Origin of the sequence: Bradyrhizobium arachidis, from assembly GCF_015291705.1 — a bacterium.
GTDB lineage: Bacteria > Pseudomonadota > Alphaproteobacteria > Rhizobiales > Xanthobacteraceae > Bradyrhizobium > Bradyrhizobium arachidis.
This window is the reverse complement of sequence record NZ_CP030050.1, coordinates 4,558,719-4,581,197: the sequence shown is the minus strand read 5'-3', so window position 1 is coordinate 4,581,197 and position 22,479 is coordinate 4,558,719. Positions and strand designations below refer to the sequence as shown.

Annotated in this window: 24 protein-coding genes; 10 read left to right on the top strand and 14 right to left on the bottom strand. The window is 62.6% G+C overall.

Annotated elements, in window-relative coordinates; translation table 11 throughout:
- Positions 1 to 120: 120 nt before the first annotated feature.
- The 5 genes from WN72_RS21070 to WN72_RS21050 all read right to left on the bottom strand — a co-directional run bounded on the left by WN72_RS21070 (position 121) and on the right by WN72_RS21050 (position 5,593).
- Complete coding sequence (locus WN72_RS21070; RefSeq protein ID WP_092216707.1) at positions 121 to 2,055, bottom strand: peroxidase family protein; 1,935 nt, start codon at positions 2,053 to 2,055, stop codon at positions 121 to 123.
- Between the two features lie 637 nt (positions 2,056 to 2,692).
- Positions 2,693 to 3,097, bottom strand: a complete 405-nt coding sequence (locus tag WN72_RS21065) for a VOC family protein (RefSeq protein ID WP_027557494.1) — start codon at positions 3,095 to 3,097, stop codon at positions 2,693 to 2,695.
- A gap of 68 nt (positions 3,098 to 3,165) precedes the next feature.
- On the bottom strand, positions 3,166 to 4,182 hold the full coding sequence (locus WN72_RS21060) for an alpha/beta hydrolase (RefSeq protein ID WP_092216708.1): 1,017 nt from the start codon (positions 4,180 to 4,182) through the stop codon (positions 3,166 to 3,168).
- Between the two features lie 141 nt (positions 4,183 to 4,323).
- Complete coding sequence (locus tag WN72_RS21055) at positions 4,324 to 4,908, bottom strand: DUF308 domain-containing protein (protein WP_092216709.1); 585 nt, start codon at positions 4,906 to 4,908, stop codon at positions 4,324 to 4,326.
- Between the two features lie 100 nt (positions 4,909 to 5,008).
- Positions 5,009 to 5,593: a TetR/AcrR family transcriptional regulator gene (locus WN72_RS21050; RefSeq protein ID WP_027557491.1), complete on the bottom strand. Its 585-nt coding sequence runs from the start codon at positions 5,591 to 5,593 to the stop codon at positions 5,009 to 5,011.
- 205 nt (positions 5,594 to 5,798) lie between these two features.
- Between WN72_RS21050 and WN72_RS21045 the strand changes: the two genes are divergently transcribed.
- A complete protein-coding gene (locus WN72_RS21045) occupies positions 5,799 to 6,299 on the top strand; it encodes a peptide deformylase (RefSeq protein WP_092216710.1) in 501 nt (166 codons plus the stop codon).
- 3 nt (positions 6,300 to 6,302) lie between these two features.
- Here the strand turns inward: WN72_RS21045 and WN72_RS21040 are convergent, their stop codons facing one another.
- Positions 6,303 to 7,124 carry a TetR/AcrR family transcriptional regulator gene (locus WN72_RS21040; RefSeq protein WP_347337479.1) on the bottom strand — a complete coding sequence of 274 codons (822 nt, stop codon included), beginning with the start codon at positions 7,122 to 7,124 and terminating at the stop codon, positions 6,303 to 6,305.
- On the opposite strand from WN72_RS21040, the gene WN72_RS21035 reads away from it, so the two are divergent.
- A complete protein-coding gene (locus WN72_RS21035) occupies positions 7,053 to 8,192 on the top strand; it encodes an FAD-dependent oxidoreductase (protein ID WP_092216712.1) in 1,140 nt (379 codons plus the stop codon). The two genes, WN72_RS21040 and WN72_RS21035, sit on opposite strands and share 72 nt — an antisense overlap.
- A gap of 130 nt (positions 8,193 to 8,322) precedes the next feature.
- Here WN72_RS21035 and WN72_RS21030 read toward each other — a convergent pair whose 3' ends face one another.
- From WN72_RS21030 to WN72_RS21015, 4 genes are all read right to left on the bottom strand, one after another.
- On the bottom strand, positions 8,323 to 8,685 hold the full coding sequence (locus WN72_RS21030) for an ArsR/SmtB family transcription factor (RefSeq protein ID WP_027557487.1): 363 nt from the start codon (positions 8,683 to 8,685) through the stop codon (positions 8,323 to 8,325).
- Positions 8,685 to 9,347, bottom strand: a complete 663-nt coding sequence (locus WN72_RS21025; RefSeq protein ID WP_092216713.1) for an SRPBCC family protein — start codon at positions 9,345 to 9,347, stop codon at positions 8,685 to 8,687. The genes WN72_RS21030 and WN72_RS21025 overlap by 1 nt, the downstream gene beginning before the upstream one ends.
- A 199-nt stretch (positions 9,348 to 9,546) precedes the next feature.
- A complete protein-coding gene (locus tag WN72_RS21020) occupies positions 9,547 to 10,428 on the bottom strand; it encodes an AraC family transcriptional regulator (RefSeq protein ID WP_092216714.1) in 882 nt (293 codons plus the stop codon).
- A 76-nt stretch (positions 10,429 to 10,504) separates the two neighbouring features.
- Positions 10,505 to 11,755, bottom strand: coding sequence for a serine hydrolase domain-containing protein (locus WN72_RS21015; RefSeq protein ID WP_092216715.1), 1,251 nt, complete (start codon positions 11,753 to 11,755; stop codon positions 10,505 to 10,507).
- Between the two features lie 260 nt (positions 11,756 to 12,015).
- Between WN72_RS21015 and WN72_RS46515 the strand changes: the two genes are divergently transcribed.
- Positions 12,016 to 12,174 (top strand): VOC family protein, encoded by a 159-nt coding sequence (locus WN72_RS46515; protein ID WP_208617500.1) that lies wholly within the window; start codon positions 12,016 to 12,018, stop codon positions 12,172 to 12,174.
- Between the two features lie 20 nt (positions 12,175 to 12,194).
- Here the strand turns inward: WN72_RS46515 and WN72_RS21005 are convergent, their stop codons facing one another.
- A complete protein-coding gene (locus WN72_RS21005) occupies positions 12,195 to 13,157 on the bottom strand; it encodes an AraC family transcriptional regulator (protein WP_167380872.1) in 963 nt (320 codons plus the stop codon).
- A 217-nt stretch (positions 13,158 to 13,374) separates the two neighbouring features.
- On the opposite strand from WN72_RS21005, the gene WN72_RS21000 reads away from it, so the two are divergent.
- From WN72_RS21000 to WN72_RS20990, 3 genes are all read left to right on the top strand, one after another.
- Positions 13,375 to 14,145, top strand: a complete 771-nt coding sequence (locus WN72_RS21000) for an alpha/beta hydrolase (RefSeq protein WP_092216717.1) — start codon at positions 13,375 to 13,377, stop codon at positions 14,143 to 14,145.
- A 193-nt stretch (positions 14,146 to 14,338) separates the two neighbouring features.
- Positions 14,339 to 15,214, top strand: a complete 876-nt coding sequence (locus WN72_RS20995) for an alpha/beta fold hydrolase (RefSeq protein ID WP_092216718.1) — start codon at positions 14,339 to 14,341, stop codon at positions 15,212 to 15,214.
- A 63-nt stretch (positions 15,215 to 15,277) separates the two neighbouring features.
- The gene (locus WN72_RS20990) at positions 15,278 to 15,772 is read left to right on the top strand and encodes a DUF302 domain-containing protein (protein WP_092216769.1); all 495 of its coding nucleotides are present in this window, start codon (positions 15,278 to 15,280) and stop codon (positions 15,770 to 15,772) included.
- A 230-nt stretch (positions 15,773 to 16,002) separates the two neighbouring features.
- On the opposite strand, the gene WN72_RS20985 is transcribed toward WN72_RS20990, so the two are convergent.
- On the bottom strand, positions 16,003 to 16,902 hold the full coding sequence (locus WN72_RS20985) for an HNH endonuclease (RefSeq protein ID WP_092216719.1): 900 nt from the start codon (positions 16,900 to 16,902) through the stop codon (positions 16,003 to 16,005).
- Positions 16,903 to 17,113: 211 nt separating this feature from the next.
- Between WN72_RS20985 and WN72_RS20980 the strand changes: the two genes are divergently transcribed.
- Positions 17,114 to 17,506: a VOC family protein gene (locus WN72_RS20980; protein WP_027557476.1), complete on the top strand. Its 393-nt coding sequence runs from the start codon at positions 17,114 to 17,116 to the stop codon at positions 17,504 to 17,506.
- An 85-nt stretch (positions 17,507 to 17,591) separates the two neighbouring features.
- On the opposite strand, the gene guaA is transcribed toward WN72_RS20980, so the two are convergent.
- Positions 17,592 to 19,190 carry a glutamine-hydrolyzing GMP synthase gene (gene guaA, locus WN72_RS20975; RefSeq protein ID WP_027557475.1) on the bottom strand — a complete coding sequence of 533 codons (1,599 nt, stop codon included), beginning with the start codon at positions 19,188 to 19,190 and terminating at the stop codon, positions 17,592 to 17,594.
- A 149-nt stretch (positions 19,191 to 19,339) separates the two neighbouring features.
- Here guaA and WN72_RS20970 point away from each other — a divergent pair, with 149 nt between their 5' ends.
- The 3 genes from WN72_RS20970 to WN72_RS20960 all read left to right on the top strand — a co-directional run bounded on the left by WN72_RS20970 (position 19,340) and on the right by WN72_RS20960 (position 20,876).
- A complete protein-coding gene (locus tag WN72_RS20970) occupies positions 19,340 to 19,711 on the top strand; it encodes a nuclear transport factor 2 family protein (RefSeq protein WP_092216721.1) in 372 nt (123 codons plus the stop codon).
- A 354-nt stretch (positions 19,712 to 20,065) separates the two neighbouring features.
- A complete protein-coding gene (locus tag WN72_RS20965) occupies positions 20,066 to 20,398 on the top strand; it encodes a DHCW motif cupin fold protein (protein WP_027557473.1) in 333 nt (110 codons plus the stop codon).
- A gap of 268 nt (positions 20,399 to 20,666) precedes the next feature.
- Positions 20,667 to 20,876 carry a cold-shock protein gene (locus tag WN72_RS20960; RefSeq protein ID WP_008141931.1) on the top strand — a complete coding sequence of 70 codons (210 nt, stop codon included), beginning with the start codon at positions 20,667 to 20,669 and terminating at the stop codon, positions 20,874 to 20,876.
- Positions 20,877 to 21,082: 206 nt separating this feature from the next.
- Here the strand turns inward: WN72_RS20960 and WN72_RS20955 are convergent, their stop codons facing one another.
- Positions 21,083 to 22,384 carry an RsmB/NOP family class I SAM-dependent RNA methyltransferase gene (locus WN72_RS20955; protein WP_027557472.1) on the bottom strand — a complete coding sequence of 434 codons (1,302 nt, stop codon included), beginning with the start codon at positions 22,382 to 22,384 and terminating at the stop codon, positions 21,083 to 21,085.
- Between the last annotated feature and the right edge of the window lie 95 nt (positions 22,385 to 22,479).

The window sequence follows — 22,479 nt, the reverse complement described above, 5'->3', positions numbered from 1 at the left end:
CGCAGTATGGAAGGCAGCCCGCTGCCAAATCCGACCAGACCACTATTAGCCGGAGACAGACGGCTCTCGCATGGGGGGCATCCGCCACACGAGAACCGCCGAGCCCCGCAGCATTTGAACTTATGTCCAATCTTTACCGCGCAACGCATCCGGCCTTACGCCAAGCAGGTCGATGGTTTCGTTGCCGTACTGCAGGAGGGTTCCACCGTGATGGTCGTAAGATAGCGACAGGAAAGCACGGTTGAGGAGTTGCAGCTGATCGACCTTAGGATCGAAGTCGGTGATGACCGCGCTGTTGTGGGCCGCCGTGATGTCATGGTTGAACATTGTCCTGTGACCACGTGGTGCCAACAGGCAGTCCTCCGGGTTTACGAGGTCCTCAAGGTTGAACACAAAAGTATCAGCGCCGGCACCGCCGGTCATCGTCATGTGGCCAGGTGCTGCCACCAATGTGTCGTCCAGGTTTCCGCCCGTCAGTGTATCCTCACCTGGAGATCCGACTATGAGTTGAGCCTGACCGCTCACTGCATCGGCCCCGGTCGGATCCACCCCGCCAAGCGCGCCGGAGTGCCGCTCTGTTGATATGAACGCATCGGCCTGCATGGCGGTCGTGCCTGTCGTATCGCGTTTGATGATGTCCGAGAGGGTGGTCGATTTGATCTCCTGCAGTGTTTGCGGATCAAAGCCCTGGTTCTCGAAATAGAGCCGGTCCCCGTCGCGTAATGCCGTGAACTGGTCAGCGATAATCTTGCCGAAGGTCGGACCGATTGCGGCCCCCGACGTGTGAGCCTCTGCCAGACCGCCTGTCCAAAGATCGATGGCATCGACCGTTCCGTAGGCCTGCCTCAGTGCTGAAGCCGTGTCCGAATCCGAGGTGATCTGGTTGAAGCTTGTGTAGGGAGCAAGCCCCAAAGCCGCCCGCGTTTCGTTCAATGTTCCGAGGCCTAGATCGTGAGCGCGCTGAATGTTGGTAGCGGCCAGATCGACAGCATCCGGAGGATCACTCAGGAGGCTTCTGAGATCCTCTATGATATGTGTGTCGAGCGGTTGCGCGATATCGCTGGAAAGATGTCGCAACAATCCATCGGCACCGCCATTGGCAGCGAACGCCGCCGGTGATTCGAAGAAGGTGTCCGCCAGCGATTGTTCCGAGGTGGTCGCGCCCAGATTGTTAATGCCATTGATGTCGCTCGAGACGATAGAGTGTCCGAAGCGATAGGCCGCACCTTCAAACTCCTCAGTGATGCTGGCGTTAACGTTCGGATCGTAACCGTGATAGGCCGGAATGGCAGCCGATCCCAACAAATGCGGCAGGAACTCATTATATGTGATGTTGACCATTTCCGCGGTGGTGATCGCCTTGGCGGTCTCGTACAAGCGGTCGCCGCTCCAGTGCGGGTGCTCTTGGTGCAGTTTATCGACTTGGTAATTGTGTTCACGGACAAACAAAGTCTGCAGAGCAGTCAGATCGGGATTCTCTTGCGCCCGCACATCCCCCGCCGCAAAGGCGGGTCCCTGCGCGGTCATAACGATGGGCAGATTGTCGCCGGCCGATACCTTCATGTGACCATCCGCGGTGCGAAGGCTGGCTGCAGTCGCGGTGTCGGAACCATACACTTGGGAGCCATCAAGCCAGCCGGTCACCGTGTTAATGGCAGTTGCGGGGTGTCCGAGCACTCCGGTCGCCGGATCGATCGCCACCCGCGTCAAAGGAATTACGGTGCCTTGAGGTAGGCTGTCACCCGCCGGCACGGGTATTGAAATATCCGCTGTATTGGTTCCGCTCTTTTCCAGGTCGAGGTCATGATCGACAAACTGACCCCATGCGTACATCATCCCGGATAGCGCCACGCCGTTGACCTCAAGATGCGTGTCGGGACCGTTCGCCACCGCGATGTTACTGATTTCGCGTGGGTTTGGACCAGGCTGCATGGCGTCAAAGCCGTCGGCGAAATTTGCCGGCCCCACGCGCGCAAAGTCTGTGTTTGCCTGATTTAGGGCCGCGTCGGAAAGATTGTTATTTGAACCGTCGATAGTACGGAATCGGAGCGCCATGGGTACCCTCCCTGAGAGCAAAGTCCCCAGCTTGCGCTATAAACTGCTTGATTCATTGTGTTGCTCGTGCGGTTGTTAAGCGACAATGTGAAAGCATTTTCGGGGATTCTTGGGCGGTACCACAATTTTTGTGACCTATCCGGTTGTCCGATTCCGAACGCGCGCGTCTGCAATGGCCCTCAACGCAGCATTAAAAGCGGCCATCATCACATGTCTCACATGGGTCAGAATGCGAACAACTCAGAGCGAGTAAATCTAATCCGCTCAAGCTCACAAAGCGGATCTCAATGGGGAGCGTTGCAACTTCGCTGACGGGCCATAAGCGGATAACCGATCAGCTTTCCGATTTTGGTCGCCCAACCAATTTGATGCCACCGGGATTTTCGACCGATGCTAGTCCTCTTATCCTGTTGAACTCTTCGCGAAACTGGTTTCCGGCTTCTGTCCATCTCCCAAAGCGAGTATTGATGTTTTCCATCAAACCAAAAAGCCGCAAGCGCTTCAATTGCATGTCAAAATCGGCGGCCTAGATCGCTGCGTGCTTGCTTCCGCTCCACGCCGGATAGCCGACGTTCGGATGAGCACCGAACACAGACAGCCTCGGACCAACTCCAGCCCGCGGCGGCCCAGCCGCCCGTCAGGAACGAACCGGCTGTCCGATTCCAAGAAGATTGCCTTCGCTGTCGCGGAACCACGCGCCTCGCTCACCGATACCCTTGCTGGGATAATTCCCGGCGATCTCGGCGATGCCATCAACGGTCTTCAGACCGGGCAAATCATATTCCTCGAACTTAACTCCCCGCGCGCGAAGCTCGCGCACGGTTGCATCGATATCCTCCACCTCCCAGCCCATCTGCGTGTGCGTGCCGGATTGCACTCCGGCCGAGATGAATATCGCAAACTCACCGGTTGCGCAGACGTAGCGCAGTCCACCTTCGCGCTGTTCAACCGGATCGAGGCCGAGTTTTTCGGAATAGAACGCACGTGCCCGATCCAGATCCTTGGCAGGAAGACGGGTAGCCACCTTCGCTTTCCCCAGCATGCTTCTCTCCTTCTGGATTCAACAAGGGTCGGGCGCGACTCAAGCTTCGCGTTACGAACCCCCGCGCCCTAGTTCTCCAGCCCCTGCCTCCCGATCCAGTCGTTGACCAGTTTCGCGACATCGTCCGAGTTGCGGTCCATCATCAGCATGTGGGTGTTGCCCTTGATGCCCATCTTGGGCAACTCGAACGTATCGACCTTGCCGCCCGCAGCGGCGATCGCCTGTCCCCATTTGGTCGGGTTGACCACCAGCTTCGACCATACCGGGACCTTGTCGAGGAAATCGCCCCACACGATCAGATGTGGCACGCCCTTGAGCTTCGCGGCATCCGCCTTGGTGGGATCAGGTGCGCCTGACGGCTCGATCGTGATCAGCGCCTTGACCTTGTCGGGCGCATTGAGCGCCGCGGTGAAGCCGAAATTGCCGCCCTGGCTGTGAACGATGACGATGCACGGGCAGACCTTCTGCACCAGCGCGTCATAGGCTTTTTGCGTGGCGGCGTCGTTGGTGGCCCAGCGCGGGATGCCCTGCTTGGCGAACTGGTCGAATGCCTCGATCGGGAATTGCTCGCCCTCGAACGCCTCGCGCTTGCCGCCGACCTCGTAGCTCGGCCCGATCCGGAACAGCTCCCAGGCCTCCTTCTTCGGCCGGAAGAACGGCTCGCTCTTGAAGATCTCAGGGTAGCGCGCCCAGGAGGCGCGGCCGCGCTCGACCGCATCGGACACGTAGACGTCATAGCCGGCATTGAGGAAGAACTGCTGCCAGCCCGGCTTGCCGTCGGGCTTGGTTTCCCAGGTGACGCCGGAGAGACCGCCGCCATGCCAGAGCAGCAGCGGCAGCTTCGATTTCGGCTGCGCGAGCCTGACGAACTGGACATACATCTGCTCGACCTCGAACTCGCCGTTCGGATCGACCTTGATCGGCGGCGCGCCGGGCGAGAACACGATCTCCTTGGATGGAAGTCCGTTCAGCGTCTCGGTGTGCCCGCCGATGTGGAAGCTGCCGACCTCCTTGACGAGATAATCGGCTGCAGCCGGCGTTGCCGCGGTGATGGTTGCCGCCAGTGCGATTGCGATCGTGCGCATGAAGTTGTCCTCCGCTTCCCGCTCTTGTTGTTGGCGGCAACGTTAGGCCACGCGACGATGCAGGGCAATTGCCAGACCGCGATTTGACTCGCCCGGCAAAAAACAGCGGGATGATGTCATCATCCCGCCGACGCCATCGCATCATCCCAGCTGTGCCCTTCTGGCGCGCCATGCGCTGACGGTGAGCCAGACGGCCGAGACCAGAAAATAGACCGCACCGACCGCGGCATAACCCGTGACAGTCGCGATCGATGGCGACATCGGCGTCGTGGCCTGGAAGATGAAGAACGCGCCAGCGAGCGCCGACTGGCCGCCACTGAGCACCATGGCCCATTGCGCGCCAAAACTTTTCCAGCGCCGCACGGCTGTCCCCAGCTGGAGCAATCCGGACAAGATCGCCCAGGCGCCGAACACGCCCAGGACCCAGTTCATGCTCATCTGCAACGCCAAGAGGACCGCGATCGCGGTCGCAAGGCTGACCACGACGTTCAGCATCTGCGTGCGGTTTTGATCGAGCCCGCCGCTGCGCAGGCCATCCACAAAGTTGGCCACGGCGTCCCATGCCGGATAGAGCACGAGCAAGACGCCGGCGATCGCGGCAGACGACGGTCCGACCGCAAACGCGGCAACGACCCAGGCGACGGAGAACGCCGCTCGCAGGAAGTAGTATTGCTTCAGCCATTGCTCGCGGTCGGCACGAACCAGATCCAGTTGATGTTGCACCATTGCAGTCGCTCCTTTACCTACTAGTTGGTAGTTTCCGTGCGCAGCAAGACGCCCTCACCCCGCTCGCCCTCGGGGTGCTGTGATCGTCTCGCCGGTGTCTTCAGTGCCTGGTCGAGAGCCGCTCCAGCAGCGGGCCGGTGATCACACCGAACATCTTTGGATCGCCGTAAGCGCGTGCCGACAGCATCGCGCCGTGAATAGTCGCCATGAATCCTTCAGCTTCGACCTTGGCTGAGTTGGACAGATGAAGCCGCCCCTTCCGCTTGCCGCGCTCCATCACCGATGTCAGCCAGGACGCGAGCGCACGGAAGTGCGCGCGGACTTCGAGCGCCACCTCCTCCGGCAGGATCGGAAGCTCGCTGGCCAGCAGCGCACAGACGCAGAATGGCGCCGTCGCGTCCGTGATGCACGCCTCCCAGTACCCGACGTAGCTCTTGAGCTGGTCGCGCGGATCCGGGATGTTGCGCTCCAGGGCAGCCAGTCCGGCCTCCGCTTCTTCGCGGTAACGCGACACGAGGGTGCGGACCAGATCGACCTTGCTGGCGAAATGGTGGTGGATGCTCGGCTTGCGGATGCCGACGACATCGGCGATGTCGGCATAGCTGAAGCCGTTATAGCCGCCCGCGATGATCAGGCTGCGCGCGCAGGCCAGGATGTCGTCGGCGGTCGAGGAAACGTTGGTCATGGCGGATAAACTACCTTCCAGTTGGTAGAGCGTCAAGAATGGGGTGCTTCAACCATCCGTGAGTGCTAAAGCGCGATGAGATTGGGATGAATCGTCATCGCGCTTTAGGTTGTCGTTTGAGCATGATCTCCGCGCAAACGCGTTCCGCGTTTGTCGCGAGGGAAAACCGCTGCGCACTTTCCGGATCATGCTCTAGGAGCCCTGCATGACCATTCGTCCGATCGTCCGTTATCCCGACCGCCGCCTCACAGTCCCTGCCCGCCCCGTCACCGCGTTCGACGAGGCCTTGCGCGAGCTTGCCGGCGATTTGCTCGAGACGATGCGCGCCGCGCCGGGCATCGGCATCACCGCCCCGCATATCGGCGTGCCCCTGCGCGTCGTCGTGCTCGAGCTCGACGCCACAGCGGGGCCTCAGACTTACGTCAATCCGGCGATCGAATGGGCCTCGCCCGAGATGATCATGCACAAGGAAGGCAGCGTCTCGATGCCCGGCGTCAACGACGAGGTGCAGCGCCACGCCCGCGTGCGGATCAGCTATTGGGATCTCGACGGCAACATGCAGACCGAGGAGTCCGAAGCCTTGCGCGCCGTCTGCCACCAGCACGAGATCGACCAGCTCGACGGCATGTTCTGGATCCAGCGGCTATCGCGGCTGAAGCGCGAGCGGCTGGTGAAGAAGTTCGAGAAGCTGTCGCGGGGTTCATAGGGCCTACCGAACCGTGCCGATCCCCGCCAGGATCAGATCGATACCGGCGAGAAACTGCGCGCGATCGTCGTGGTCGCGCAGCTGCGCCGCCATCTGTCGCACGAATGGATACTTCGCGGGATCGAGTGCCTCCCACTGCGCGGCGACGGAGGCGAGAAAGGCGGACCGATCTGTATCAGGGGCATGAACGCGTGCGTTGGCGGCATTCTGCCCGGCAACGCCGAGAATGTAGTGCACGAGCGCCGACGCCGAATCGAACTGGGCGGCCGGGGGCACACCGAGCGCCTGGAGCCGTCCGCCGATGCTCTCGATGATCTCCAGCATCGCGGGCCGCCACGGCTCGCGGAAGAGCTGCGCGCCGACCCAGGGATGGACATCGATCGCGTCGAACACGCCGAGCGCGACCGACCGGATTGCCTCGCGCGGCCGGGCGCCACCGCCCACCTCGGACATGACACGCGCGATGACCTCGTCGGTCGCCGCCGCAAGCAGCTCGCTCTTGTCGGCGACGTGCCAATAGATCGCGCCGCTTCCTGTTGCGAGATGCGCAGCGAGCGCACGGACGGTCAGGGCTCCCTCGCCGCCGGCGTCGAGAATTTCGATTGCGGCCGCGATGATCCGCTCCCGCGACAGAGCGTCAGTGCGCCGTTCAACTCGGTGAGTCTTCTTCGCCATCAACGGCACCTTGACATGACTGGAACAGCGTTCCAATACTATGGAACGGTGTTCCATAAACATTCGTAAAGGACCCCGATGACGCCCCCCGTCACGATCGTCGGCGCAGGCCTCGGCGGCCTCACCCTCGCCCGCGTGCTGCACCTGCATGGCATTCTCGTCACTCTCTACGAAGCCGAGGCTTCCGCGATGGCGCGGACGCAAGGCGGGATGCTCGACATCCACGACGACAGCGGACAGCTCGCGCTGAAGGCGGCAGGACTGTTCGAGGAATTCCGCAGCCTCATTCACGAAGGCGGACAGGCCTCTCGCGTGCTCGACCAGCACGGCAAAGTGCTGCTCGACGAGCCCGACGATGGCACGGGCGGACGGCCCGAGGTGCGTCGCGGCGCCCTGCGGCGCATGCTTCTGGACTCCCTGCCCGCGGAAACGATCCGATGGGGCAAGAAGCTCGCGAGCGTCGCCGCGCATGGCGACGGACGGCATGAGCTGACATTCGCAGACGGGTCGCACGTGAGCACCGAACTGCTTGTGGGCGCAGATGGCGCCTGGTCGAAGGTCCGGGCGCTGCTGTCGAGCGCGACGCCGGATTATGTCGGCACGTCGTTCATCGAGACCTATCTGCGCGATGCCGACGCGCAGCACGCTGCGTCAGCCGAGGCCGTCGGCGGCGGCGGAATGTTTGCGAACGCACCCGGCAAGGGCATCTTCGCGCATCGCGAGCCCGACAGCGTGCTGCACGCCTACATCGCGCTGAACCGCCCGGCTGAATGGTTCACCGCGATCGATTTCACCGATGCTCCTGGCGCGACGGCGCACATCGCGGCTGAATTCGAGGGCTGGGCGCCGGCGCTCACGGCGTTGATGACCGATGCCGACACGCCGCCGGTGCTACGCATGCTCCACACACTCCCGAACGACCATCGCTGGGACCGCGCGCGTGGGGTGACGCTGCTCGGCGATGCCGCGCATTTGATGTCACCGGCCGGCGACGGCGCGAACCTCGCGATGCTCGATGGTGCGGAGCTCGGCAAGGCCATCGCCGCGCACCCCGCCGACATCGAAGCGGCGCTGGCAACTTACGAAGCCGCGCTATTCCCCCGCAGCCAGTCAGCCGCGATAGGCGCGCACCAGATCCTGGAGCTCTGCCTCGGCGACCGCGCGCCGCACAGCCTGGTGGACTTCTTCACCGGGATGCGGGAGAGGATGCCGGAATGATCCATTCTCGTGATGATGACCGGCATGACCCGCGCACCGGCCATGATCGCAACATGCTTTCCCTGTGAAGGAGCGATGGTAGGTTTCGCTTCGCTCTACCCATCCTACATGGCGAACTACTTGGCGAAGCTCACGCCCTCTTCCCGCCCCGCTTGGTGATCGGCGCGTTGCGACGCTCGCGTTTTCCGCGCGCGATCTCGGTCGCCAGGGCATCCAGCTTCGGCTCCCAGAAATTCCTGAACTGGCCGATCCACGCATCCACCGCGCGAAGCCCGGCAATGTCGACCGAATAGAGCCGTCGCTGCGCCTCCGCGCGGACGATGGCAAAGCCGCTCTCGCGCAGCACCTTGAGGTGCTGCGACACGGCCGCCTGCGTGATGCCGAACTCGGCCCCGATCACCTCAACGACCTCGCCGGACGCCATTTCGCCTGATACCAGCAGCTCGAGGATGCGGCGGCGCACGGGATCGGCGAGGACCTCGAAGGCGTGCATCAGCTTCCTGTGCCCGGATGGGCGATGCCGGGCGGCATCTCGCCGCGATAGAACGCGATGGTGCGATCCGAGCGCTGCTTCGCTTCGGCCGGATCGACACCGCTTGCGACATGCGCCGCGCGCCAGTACTCGCCGCTCATCGTCATGAAGTCCTTGCCCGCGGGAGAGCCCATCCATGCCTCGGCCGTCTCGTGGTCGACCGACGCCCCGGTCGCAACATATCGCTCGAGCCCCGCAAGGGCGAGGTCCCAGCCGATCCCCACCGCGCCCGGACCGAACTGATTCCAATGATCCTCGATGATCGCGGTGTGCTCAAGCGTCAAACGCGCCTGGCCCCGTTCGGCTGCGAGCTGGACGTCGATCCAGCTCACCCCGCCGCCGAATTCCCATGTCGCTGCAAAGTGGCTCGGCGGCGTGCACGCGGTGATGGTGCCGCCGGCATTGCCCTTGAGCTGATACCGTCCGCCAATCTTGAGATCGCCCTCGACCGGCAGGAACCAGCGCGGAATACGCTCCCGGCTGGTCACGGCGTCCCAGAGATCGTCGACGCTGGTGTCGTACAGGCGCGTCAGCGTCACCGCACTCGCCGCCTTGCCATCTTTCTCGAAATTCCTCACCGAACGCGTCACAAGCCCCAACACCCGGGCGACGTCGATCTCCATTGCGAGCCTCCTTGCCGTTTGCGCAGGACGATGAATATCGGCTCACACTAATATAAGTCAATACTGATATTTAGGAGACCGTAGGATGGGTAGGACCGTAGGATGGGTAGAGCGAAGCGAAACCCATCGCTTTCCCCGTGGAGGAGCGATGATGGGTTTCGCTGCGCTCTACCCATCCTACAAGCTCGGCGTTCGGCAGCTACTTCAGCGGCAGGAACAGCTCGGCGACCGTCTCGTGCTCCGGCACGTCAGGGAAGAAGCTCAGCCGCTGGCAATAGAGCGGGAAGTCGCGCGCTTCCTCGCCGCTGGCCGGAAGCCAGTCGCGATAGAGATAGAGCGCGGCGGGCTCCAGATTGTCGGTGTAGCCGACGACGCGCAGCACGGCGCAGCGTCCGCCGGGGATCTCGCCGGCCTTGATGTCTTCGCCATTCGCCACGATCGGCTGATCGGTCCCGGCACAGAGGTCCGCGCTGTAATCGGCCGGCTGCGCCGGTCGCCGTTCGGATCGCCAGACATTGAAGGTCGGGCTCGTGCTGGGGTGCAGGCCCGCGGACTTGCGCCAGGCGATGAAGCGCTGGATGGTGGTGCCGAGCATCGCCGGGTCGCCGCGGTGTTCCATGATCGCCACCTTGATGGTGGGCACGTCGCGGATCGTCACGTCGTCAGGGGTAAAGGTCGTCTGCATGAGCTTGCTCCTCGCAATATCGAGAGGCCCGAAGGCCGCAAGCCACGGTTCCCACACCGGCGATTTCCGGAACGAAGACGGCGACTGCCCGAACCGTTGCCGAAAGGCGCGGGCGAAGGCATCCGGTGCATCGTAGCCGGCGTCCATCGCGATGTCAGTGACGCTCAGGGCGTCGCTGTAAGCCAGCCGGTAGGAAGCGCGCTTCATACGGGCGAGCTGGACATAGCGATGCACCGACAACCCGAAGGTTGCCGAAAACTGCCGGTGGAAATGGAATTTCGAGAAGGCCGCAACGCAGCTGAGGCTGTCCAGGTCCAGATCCGTGTCGAGATGCCGGTCGATATGCTCCAGCACCCTGCGCATCCGAGCCTGATAGTTTTGCAGCGCCGCCGTCATCGTCCCTCCTCCGTGGCGGGTGCAGTTAGCCGGTGACGGCCCTGGCGTGCTCGACCGATCTTGCGGTTTGGTACCCCTACCCGCCCGCCATCAACTCCTTCGCCAGCGCCATGTACGCCGGCAGCGTCACCGGATCGTTGGCGGCGTTGCCCGCCGTGGGGTGCGAGGCGTAGCGTGCGATCACCATCTCGGCCTTGGGATCGACATAGATGCCCTGGCCGTGAACGCCGCGCGCCATATAGGCGCCGTGGGCGTTGTGCGTGACCCACCATTGATTGCGATAGGAGGCGCCGGGCAGCGTGGTGTAGCCGGCCGGCTTGAACTTTTCGGGATCGCCGCCGCGCGCGATGTCCTCGACCACCTGCGACGGCACGATCTGCCGGCCGTTGAAGCGACCGTGGTTGCGCATGGTCTCGCCGAAGCGGGCGAGATCGCGGAGCGTCGTGGACAGACCACCGCCGCCGCTCTCGGTGCCGATGCGGTCGACGTGATAATGCGCATCCTCCTCGGCGCCGATCCGGGTCCAGATCCGCTCGGAGAGCAGGTCCGACAGCGTCATGCCGCTGGCGCGCCTGACGATCCAGGCGAGCACGTCGGTGTTGACGGTCTTGTAGGCAAAGGCCTTGCCGTGCTCGCCCTGCTTCTTCTGCGCGACGAGGAAATCGAAAATGGTGGTCGGGCCATCATAATCAGCCGGGATCGGCGCCATGCCGTTGGCGCGCCGCAGGCCCCAGACGTGCGAGTTCTTGTCGGTGTAGACTTCGGTGTATTCGAGCCCCGTGGTCATATCCATGACCTCGTGCACGCGCGCGTCGCCAAACCCGCTCGCCTTCAGCTCCGGCACATAGTCGGTGACCGGCGCCTGCGGATCGATCCGGCCCTCCGCGACCAGCATGCCCGCGAGCACGCCGGTGAACGACTTCGTCACCGACATCGCGATATGCGGCTTGTGCGGCTTCAGCGCGCCAAAATAGCGCTCATAGATCAGCCTGCCTCGATGCAGCACCGCGATGCCGTCGGTGTACGTCTCCTCCAGCATTTTTGCGAAGGTCATGGGCCGGCCGTCCATCGTGGTTGAGGCTGAGCCGCCGATGTCATGGTCCACGCGCGGCAGCACGGATGCAGGCCCTGCCCCACGCCAGACATTCACCGTCGGCACCAGCTGACGCACATTGCTCCACGCCCAGCGCAGCTCGGGGAAGCTGCGGAACGAGCCGTTCTGGAAGGTGATGGTGCGGTCGGGAGATGGCGGGAAGCCGCGCATCCAGCCGAGGGTTTCGGGGTCGGTCTCGGTCGCGGTGGCGGGCGCTTGGGTCGCAGCAGACATGATCACGGGCTCCGGAGGGAATGCCGATGTCGTAGCATAGGAGAGCACGAGGTTAGATCCTGCGTTTGTGCAAGGGGACCTGCACGACGATCAGAGGCGACGTGAGAGCGGCTTGCGGGCGGATGCAGCGGCAGTAAGACCTGACGGAGCGACCCGATGACCGATAGCGCGACGGCGAACCTTCCTTCGAGAGACTTCGGAACAACGGCGAGGTTTTACGGAGCTTGGGCTTCGAACAGACCTGGCGCGACGATGAGTGGATGATCCTGAAGCGGGGCGATCTGACGCTGGCGTTCTTCCCGCATGCCGATCTCGCCCCTGCGACGAGCTGGTTCAGCTGTTGTCTCCGGTTGGATGACGTCAACGCATTCTTCGAGGCCGTTTTCGCCGCCGGTGTGCCCGAAATGACGACCGGCTGACGTTCACAGCTGGCGTGCAATCAATCGGAGACTTTCGCGTCCGAACCGCGCAGTTGACCTTGCCTTCTATCGAGGCGTTGAGCGGTCCGGTAGCGGCCGGGCGACATGCCATGATGTCGATGAAAGAGTTTTGAGAACGCCGCCGCTGTCTCGTAACCGACCTGGCTCGCGATCCGTGCGATGGGCTCATCGGTGGTTTCGAGCAGGAATGCCGCTTCCGCCATCCGGCGTTCGATCACGTAACGGTGCATGGACTGGCCGACGAGCTTGGTGAAGCGGGCCGAAAATACCGAGCGGCCGAGCCCCACGCGTTGCCCGAGGTCGCTCAGCGTCCAGGGCCGCTCCGGGTTTTCGTGGATCAATCTGAGCGCCGGTCCGATATGCGGGTCCGATATGGCCCCGAGCCAGCCGCCCTGTCCGGGACTGAGAGACGCGATCCAGCTTCGGAGCACCTCGACAAACAGCACTTCCGTCAAGCGTGAAAGCGCGACGCGCTGGCCAGGACGCTCGAGCGCGGACTCACTCACCATGCGGCGCAGGATGGCTTCGAGCCAGCCCCCGTCCGCCGTCGGCTTCAGCAGAAGCACGGGCGGAAGTAATTCCAGCACGCTGTCGAACGAGGGCCGCGACACGGTGAAATTGCCGCAGATCATGGTCGAGGACGGCTTTGCACGGCCGCCGTGACGAACGACGCCCAGACGTGCTGACGATCGATCGAGGTCCACGATCTGCAAAGGCTTGGCCCGGCGATCCGAATAAAACCCATGGGGCTCGCCGCGCGTGATCACGACAAAGTCGCCCTCTGTCATCTGGATTTCCTGTCCCTGTTCGAGCGCGAGGGTCGCCGAGCCCCGGCTGAGATAGTGAAACAGGGCATAGGGGCGCGCCGGCAGCTCCAGATTCCAGGGATGGCCGAGCTCGAAATGAAACAGCAACGTCCCGCCGAGACGAACGCGATCGAGCACCTGGGCGAGGATGTCCATGACGCCGAAGTTAGTCCGGTGGACGATCGGACACAACATCCGGACGATTGATCCCTATAGTCCGAGAGGACCGCAAACTAGTTCATGTCGCGGCGGGCCGACGTCACGGGCAGCAACCATTTCGCCAACGGCGGATGGAAAAGACCGCGACCTAGCTGGAAACGCCTGTCCATTCCCTCAGGACTCATTCCGTCCGACATGCCAACAGGAACGATCAATGCTAAATTTCCTCCTCTCAGCCGTCACCGTACTCCTGGCCGGAACGACATTGGCCGGCTCCGCTTCTTCCGCCGAACTGCCCAAGGGAGCAGCCCACAACATCGTGCTCGTGCACGGCGCTTTCGTGGACCAGACGAGCTGGCAGCCCGTTGCCGACATTCTCACGAAGAAGGGCTACAACGTCACGCTCGTCGAAAATCCGCTCACCTCGCTCACAGCTGACGTCGATGCCACCAAGCAGGCGCTCGCGAAACAGGACGGCAAGACCGTGCTGGTCGGCCATTCCTGGGGCGGCGTGGTGATCACGCAAGCCGGCAATGATCCCAAGGTCTCGGCGCTGGTCTACGTCTCCGCCTTCGCGCCCGATGTCGGCGAATCCCTGGCATCGCTGTCAAAGGCCGGCCCGCCGACCGAAGGCGGCAACGCGATCCATCCCGACGCGAAGGGCAATCTGTACATCGATCCCAAGGTGTTTCCGTCGGCGGTCGCGGCTGACCTTCCGCCGGAGATCGCCGAGCACCTGGCCAAATCGCAGCTTCCATTGAGTGTCGCTGCGTTCGAGGCTCCCGTGACCATTGCGGCCTGGCGTGACAAGCCGACCTTCGATGTCATCACCACGAAGGACAAGGTCATCGCGCCCGAGGCCCAGAAGTCGTTCGCAGCCAGGATGAAGGCTCAGGTGACGGACGTTGCCGGCAGCCATGCCTCGCTCGTCGTCCATGCCAAGGAAGTCGCCGAGGTCATCGAAAAGGCAACGCTCGTGAAATGACGATGCCGCTCCCGGCACCTTTCACGCCGGGAGCGCGCACGTTCTCTTCGGGCAAATGCGGAACGCCCAGACCGCGATCACGAAAAGCTGGCGAAGCCGCAGAAGCGCGAGCGCCGTACTGGAGAAGGCCTCGGTCACTGCGCCACGCCGATCCCCCACCCAATTATCTCATGCCAAGCATCCGGAGGATGACATGACTAAACGCGACATCGCGAGCCAGGACGCCACTACGCTCGAAACGGCGCCAACCCGTTACATTGAAGGCCACGGAATCCGCTTCGCGTATCGCCGTCTCGGCCCCGCGACCGGAACTCCGCTGGTTCTTCTGCAGCACTTCTCGGGCAACATCGACGCTTGGGACCCCGCCGTCGTCAACGCGCTGGCCACCGATCGCCCCGTGATCGCCTTTGACAACGCCGGGGTCGGCCGCTCGACCGGTCAAACGCCCGACAACGTCGAGGCGATGGCGCGCGACGCCATCAATTTCGTCGACTTGCTCGACCTCTCCAAAGTGGACCTGCTCGGCTTTTCCCTCGGCGGCTGCGTCGCTCAGCAGATCGCTGCCGAGCACGGACAGCTGGTCCGCAAGCTCATACTCGTCGGTACTGCGCCGAAAGGTGGCGAGGAACACCTGTTGGCGGTTCTGCAGGACGCATTCTCCAAAACCGATGCGCCGGACCCACGGCTGCCGCTATTTTTCACGACTTCACCTGCCAGCCAGTCCTCCGGCCTTGCCTTCCTGAAAAGAGCAAAGGTCCGTCAGGACGATCGGGACACCGATAACGGCAGCGCTGTCACCGATCCGCAGGCCAAGGCGCTGATCACCTGGTGCGCCACACCCGACCCCGGACACGCCATCCTGCGCGCCATCCGCCAACCCACTCTTGTGGTCAGCGGCAGCCACGACACCATGCTCCCCGCGAGCAACGCCTACGCAATGTCTAGGGAACTCAGCAATGCTCAGCTGGTCCTCTATCCCGATTCAGGGCACGGCGCGCTGTTTCAGCACCACGAGATGTTCGTCAGCCACGTCCGGACTTTCCTGGATGCCCAACCCGTGGCCGCATGACACGAGGCGCGCTCCGACGGGATCAGGCGCACCTTATCCATGAGAGTTGTTACAGAGGACAAAATGACAATCGCCAAAATCGAAGTGGATCGCTTCAGCCTCACGAGCTCAAAATCATTCGACACTATTGTGGCGGCGCTCAAATCGGCAGTCGGGCAACCCAACATGATCGAATTTTTCAAGGAAACGAGGGCGACAAATTCCTTCCCGGATTTGGAGCGCGTTGTACGAAGCGGCCTCGGCCGAACGGACCTTATGCTCTTCGCGGAATTTGACCTGGGCGACATTCTGCGTCGCGAAGCCGGATCCAAGACGCCTAAAATCATACGGCTAGTGATCGGCAATCCACTCATCATGAAGGAAATGGTCAAGCACGTGCCCGATTCTGGATCTTACGCTCCGGTCACAGTGCTCATCGATGAGCGCCCCGATGGCGTGCACATCTCTTACGACAAAATGGAGAGCTTTCTGCTGCCTTATGGCAATTCGGACGCACTCTCCGTCGCCCGAAATCTCGACGCGAAAATCACAACCTTGCTCCGAGAATGCGCAAGCTGAGTGCCATCGAAGGCAGCGCTCGCGAAGTGACGAACCTGCTCCCGTCGCCCTGGCGTCGGGAGCAGCCCCACGTTTGCCCGGAGGACAATGGTAGGTCGCTTGCAAGATGACCTTCCTACGCACCGGCGTTAAAGGCCAGTAGATCGTAGGATGGGTGGAGCGCAGCGATACCCATCAATTTCGTTTTGCAAGCGCGATGGGTTTCGCTGCGCTCCACCCATCCTACGGGCTTACTGCTTGAAGCAATGCTCGCGGTGCCACTTCAAAAAATGCGGATGAGGTCGATCCGACGGCCTTCTTGGCTCAAGTGCACGACCGGTCTTGTTGATGACCGATCGAACTCCTTCCAGATCGTTTGTCTGGCGTGAGATCAAGATTTCCAGATCATCGGCCAAGCTGATCAAACCACGATCGAACATCCAATGGGCGGTACCGGACAAAGCGATCCCGTTACTCACGATGTCCGGCCCGCTTGCTTCGACAGGGCGAATGTGCGCCGCCGCGACTTCCGCACGCCCCATTCCGTTGATGAGCTTCAGCCCGGTTATGGCGCAGCGCTCGTCGTAGGCGCGCAGTACGATCCGGCGAAAAACGCGATCGCGCAGAACTCTGGATACTGTAAGGCTGACGCGATCTCGTTGCTGCTCAAATATGAACGGCGCCTGTTCCTCGTTGAGTTGGGACAATCGAACATCGCTATCAACTCGGGGCAGTAGCGGCGCGCCTTCTGCGAACCCGAGTTGAGATATTCTATTAAAATCGTCTGGCGAGATTGGGCGGACCGCCGCCTGAGCGCGTCCCGAAATGCGCCCCTGCTCGTTCAAGACGCCGCGTTCAACGGGACCAGTTGCGCTGTTGAAAGGAACAGGATTCGCAAAATCGAGGTAGCTTCCTGGCTCAATCAGCGCGAGATACATTCCCGGAGCACCTGGGTCGGGAACGACCTGCTGAACCCGAGCAATCGCAAAGTAGCCGCGCGTCTCGGCTACCTTGCTCGGTTCGTAATAGATAATCCAATCGCCGATGCAGGCTTGAACGCGCCGCAGGTACTGACTTGGAAACTGGTATCGTTCAGCTGGGCTGTCATCGTAGATCGAGTCCAATCGATGGATGAATACCCCCAATCCCATAATAGTGCCGGCGTCTTTCCAAGAAGTAACTGCCCAACTCAGCTCATAAGATGGGCGTAGAGCGAAACGAAAGCTATCAGTTTTTTCATTCGACGCGCGATGGGTTTCGCTCCGCTCTACCCATCCTACGCACTGCTTCATTATTGCCAAATACGTTGTTATCTTTTGTCGAAAGAAACTTCGACTGACCAGTTAACCGAGGCCCGCTCGAATGAACAGCTTGAACAATCTGGAGTGCGTGACCCTCTTCGTTGACGATCTCGCGCGCACGAGGACATTCTACGAGACCGTGTTCGATGCGAGGCCAATCTATTCCGATGCCGTATGCAGCGTGATCGGGCTCGGTGGCGTCATGATCAACTTGCTCCAGGAGACGCAGGCGCTGCAGCTCGTGGAGCCGGTGGTGCCGGCTGCTTCAAGCGCCGGACCTCGCATGCTCATGACCATTCGCGTCGCCGATGTCGATGAAGCGTGCGCGAGGCTTCGGCAAAGCGGCGTAGACCTGGTGAACGGCCCCATCGATCGTCCCTGGGGTCGTCGCACCGCCGCCTTTTCCGACCCATCCGGTCATATGTGGGAGATCGCGCAGGAGATCCCCTCCTAGAATCCGCCGGCCAAAGCGGTTCTCACGGGCGACTAGCGGAGCGATGGCATCAATGGGGTCAATCGACCAATAGCGCCGAGATCCCCTACTCCCACTCAATCGTCCCGGGCGGCTTGCTGGTCACGTCGTACACCACCCGGTTCACGCCCTTCACCTCGTTGATGATGCGCGTGGCGGTCTCGCCTAAGAACTTCATGTCGAACTGGTAGAAGTCCGCGGTCATGCCGTCGGTGGAGGTGACGGCGCGCAGGCCAACCACATAATCGTAAGTGCGGCCGTCGCCCATGACGCCGACGGTCTTCACCGGGAGCAGCACCGCAAAGGCCTGCCAGATCTCGTCGTAGAGGCCGTGCTTGCGGATCTGGTCGATGTAGACGGCATCGGCCTTGCGCAGGATGTCGAGCTTGTCTCTGGTGATGTCGCCGGGGCAGCGGATGGCGAGGCCCGGGCCCGGGAACGGGTGGCGGCCGACGAAGATTTCGGGAAGACCCAGCTCGCGCCCGAGCTTGCGCACCTCGTCCTTGAACAGCTCGCGCAAGGGCTCGACGAGCTTCATGTTCATGCGCTCAGGCAAACCGCCGACATTGTGGTGCGACTTGATCGTCACCGAAGGTCCGCCGGTGAAGGAAACGCTCTCGATCACGTCGGGGTAGAGCGTGCCTTGCGCGAGGAAGTCGGCGCCGCCGATCTTCTTGGCTTCAGCCTCGAACACCTCGATGAAGAGGCGGCCGATGGTCTTGCGCTTCTTCTCGGGGTCGGTGACGCCTTCGAGCTCGCCCAAGAACTGCTTTGACGCATCCACGTGCACGAGCGGGATGTTGTAGTGGTGGCGGAACAGGTCGACGACGGTCTTGGCTTCATCGAGGCGCAAGAGGCCGTGATCGACGAACACGCAGGTGAGCTGGTCGCCGATGGCCTCGTGGATCAAGACGGCCGCGACGGCGGAGTCGACGCCGCCGGAGAGGCCGCAGATCACCTTGCCCTTGCCAACCTGCTGGCGGATTTTTGCGATCTCCTCCTCGCGGAAGGCGCGCATGGTCCAGTCGCCGGTGAGGCCAGCGATCTTGCGGACGAAATTGCGGATCAGCTTGGCGCCGTCTGGCGTGTGCACCACTTCGGGGTGGAACATCAGGCCGTAGTACTTGCGCTTCTCGTCCTGGATGATCGCGAACGGCGCGTTCGGCGACGTGCCGGCGACCGAGAAGCCCGGCGGCATCTTGGTGATGCGGTCGCCATGGCTCATCCAGACCTGGTTCTTGCTGCCCGATGACCAGACGTCCGCGAACAGCTGGCTCTGCGCCTTCACCTCGACATCGGCGCGGCCGAATTCGCGGTGATGGCCGCCCTCGACCTCGCCCCCGAGCTGCGCCGCCATGGTCATCTGGCCGTAGCAGATGCCCATCACGGGCACGCCGGAATCGAAGATGGCCTGCGGGGCGCGGGGCGAGCCGGCCTCGTGCACCGATTCAGGGCCGCCGGAGAGGATCACCGCTTTCGGCTTCATCTCGGCGAAGGCGGCTTCGGCCTTGTTGAACGGGACGATCTCGCAATAGACGCCGTCCTCGCGCACGCGACGCGCGATCAGCTGCGTCACCTGGCTGCCGAAGTCGACGATGAGAATCTTGTCGTGCGCCGAGGCCACCGAGGGCGTCGACGCGGAGCGGTCGTTCTGTGCTGCTGTCATGGCAAGCAGATACGCGACCACGCCTCTGCCCGCAACCGCGCTGGCTCGCGCGCCCACATGCTTCTTTGGGCATGGACAAATCGATATAGGTAAGTATTATTGACCTAATTGCCCCACTCCTCAAACTGGGGCCAACCAGGGAGATCGCCATGTCACAGCATCATCAGCCGTCAGCGCTCGCCGCGCTCGGCCGGACCTGGGTCGAGGCCTGGAACGCACGCGACCTCGAGCGGGTGCTCACGCTCTATGACGAGGCGGCCGTGATGACCTCGGACCGCATCCCGGCGATGGGGTTCGATGCCAGCGGCACCGTGCGGGGCAAGGAAAGCTTGCGGGCCTATTGGGGCAAGGCGCTCGCCCTGCTGCCGGAGCTGCATTTCTCGCTGATCGATGTCTTCGTCAGCCCTGATAGCGTGGTGGTGTTTTACGAGAACGAGCGCGGGAAGAAGATCTGCGAATATCTGCGGGTGAATGATGCCGGGCTGATCGTGCAGGGGTCGGCGAACCATTTGGCGCATTAGTCGCTGCTCTTTTGGCACGGCGATTTCACGTTTTCCCCGTCATCCCCGCGCGAGCGCATAGCGCTCGTCGCTGGAGGTGCGAGGCATGGGACGCAACGCGTCCCATGGGGAGCCTCGAAGGATGCACGGCCCGGATGCAGCCGGGCTGTCGCCCTTCGAGGGCCGCTGAAGAAGCGGCCACCTCAGGGGGACGGTCAGAGAGTCGGGCGCGCTGCTTCAACAAAGCACTCGTAGGGTGGGCAAAGGCGCGCTTGCGCTGTGCCCATCACGTCTTCCATCATTGCGGAAAGACACCGTGGGCACGCTTCGCTTTGCCCACCCTACGAATTACTGGAATCCAAGGACCGTCCTTCCATGAAACTCCCCGCCTCCCCGTTCACCGTCACCGACTGGAGCAAGGTCGAGGCCACCGTGCATCCCGGCGAGACCGGGCAAGCGCTCTGGCGCACGCTCAACATCGGCGATTTGCGCGTGCGGATGGTCGAGTATTCGCCGGGCTATCTTGCCGATCATTGGTGCGACCGCGGCCACGTGCTCTACGTGCTCAAGGGCGAGCTCGACTCGGAGTTGCGCGACGGGCGCAAATTCAAGCTCACGGCGGGGATGAGCTACCAGGTTTCCGATTTCGGCGATGCCGCGCACCGGTCCTCGACGGCGGTGGGTGCGACGCTCTTCATCGTCGATTGAGACGCGCGAAAACGGCCAATTTGCACCGCAAAATAGCAAAGTCCGCGGACGTGCCGGTTCACGGGTGGTGCCTTGAAGAAGTCTAATTATCTCGCTATATTGTGATCATCGATACTTGGCCGAACGACTGGGCCGCTTCGCCTCGTCTAAGACAGGCGCGCACGCTTCAGATGATTTCTCCAAAACATCGACTCATCAGGGCTATGGGCGCAGCGTTGCGTACCGGCCCACGTGCGTACCGTCTCTAACTAACTAAAGGAAATTTCCCATGGCTATGGGCACCGTGAAGTGGTTCAACACCCAAAAGGGTTATGGTTTCATCCAGCCGGACGACGGCCAGAAGGACGTTTTCGTCCACATCAGCGCCGTCGAGCGCGCTGGCCTCTCCTCCCTCAACGAAGGCCAGAAGGTCTCGTTCGACATCGTCGCCGACCGCCGCAGCGGCAAGTCGTCGGCTGACAATCTCCGCGTCGGCTAATCGCCAGCGCACGCTCTGACCGCGGACGTACCGGCAGAGCACTAGAACTCGAAAGCCCCGCGACCGGGATCCGGTCCGCGGGGCTTTTGTTTTCCCTGTCATTCCGGGGCTCGCGAAGCGAGAGCCCGGAATCCATGGACCCGCGGAGACCGCCGCACGATGGATTCCGGGCTCGCGCTACGCGCGCCCCGGAATGACAACGTTGATCATCCCGTTTTTCGCAGCACCGACACAAAAAAGCCGTCCGTGCCCGTGCGCCGCGGCGTCATCAGCCAGCCCTCGGCCGACTGCAGCGCGGCCTCGGCAAAGGCCTCAGCCTTGTCCCAGAGCACGCTGGCGGTCTGCTCGGGCGGAACGACCGCAAACTCTGGATGGCGTTCAACGAACGCCCTGACCTGCTCGCCATTCTCCTCCGCCAGCACCGAGCAGGTGATGTAGGCGATGCGGCCGCCCTGCTTCACCAGGGGAACCGCACGCTCCAGCACCTCGGCCTGGTCGCGCAGACGAATCTCCAGCGCGCCCGGCCGCATGCGCCATTTGGCGTCGGGGTTGCGGCGCCAGGTTCCGGTTCCCGTGCAGGGCGCGTCGATCACGACGAGGTCGGCGCTGGCTTGGATGTCCGAGAGCGGATCGGCCTCGCCCTTGGGCGTGCGGACATCGGCATTGTGGACCCCAGCGCGCGACAGCCGCTCGTGGATCGGCACGAGCTGGCGTTTGTCGCGATCCGTGGCAATGAGGCGGCCCTTGCCCTGCATCAGGGCGGCGAGCGCCAGCGTCTTGCCGCCGGCGCCAGCGCAGAGATCGATCACCTGCTCGCCCGGTTTTGCCGCGGTGAACTGGGCCGCAAGCTGCGATCCCTCATCCTGAACTTCAACGCCGCCCTTGATGAAATCCTCCTCCGCCTGGATGCCGGGATTGCGCGCATCGGCCGAAAGCTCGATGCGCAAACCCGTTGCCGACCACGGCGCAGGCTTCGCGTGAAGATGAGCCAGCGCGCGCAGCACCTTGTCGCGATTGGATTTTAACGTGTTGACGCGCAGATCGAGCGGCGCCCGGCTCGCCATCGCGGCTGCCTCCGCGGCGCGGTCCTCGCCGAACACTTTTGCAAGGTGCGGGTCGAGCCACTCGGGATAGTCGCCGACGACCGCAGGCGGGGCGTCCTTGAGGGAGCGCGAGGCCAGCGCGGCCTGCTCGGCATCGGTCAGCGGCGTCGGCGCAAAGCGGCTGCCGTCGAACATCGCGGCCATGGTGGCCGAGTCCATGTCGCGTTCGAGGCGGAGCATGCCGATCAGCCTGGCACGCGCGGTGTCGGCGTCCATGAGATAGGCGCTCGAGGCGTATCGGCGCAGCACGTCCCAGACGAGGCCGGCGATCGCGGCGCGGTCGCCGGAGCCGGCGAAGCGGTGCGCGGTGCCCCACTCCTTCAGCGCCTTGGCCGCGGGCACGCGGTCCTTCTCGATGGTGTCGATCAGTTCAATGGCTGCGGACAGCCGGGCGGCGGGAGTCATTTGAATCTTTCAGTTCAGGATTGAATGTCTTTGCGCATGATCTTGTCGGAAAACCGGTCTTCCACTTTGCGCCAACGCGGCCCTCCGGGTCCGGA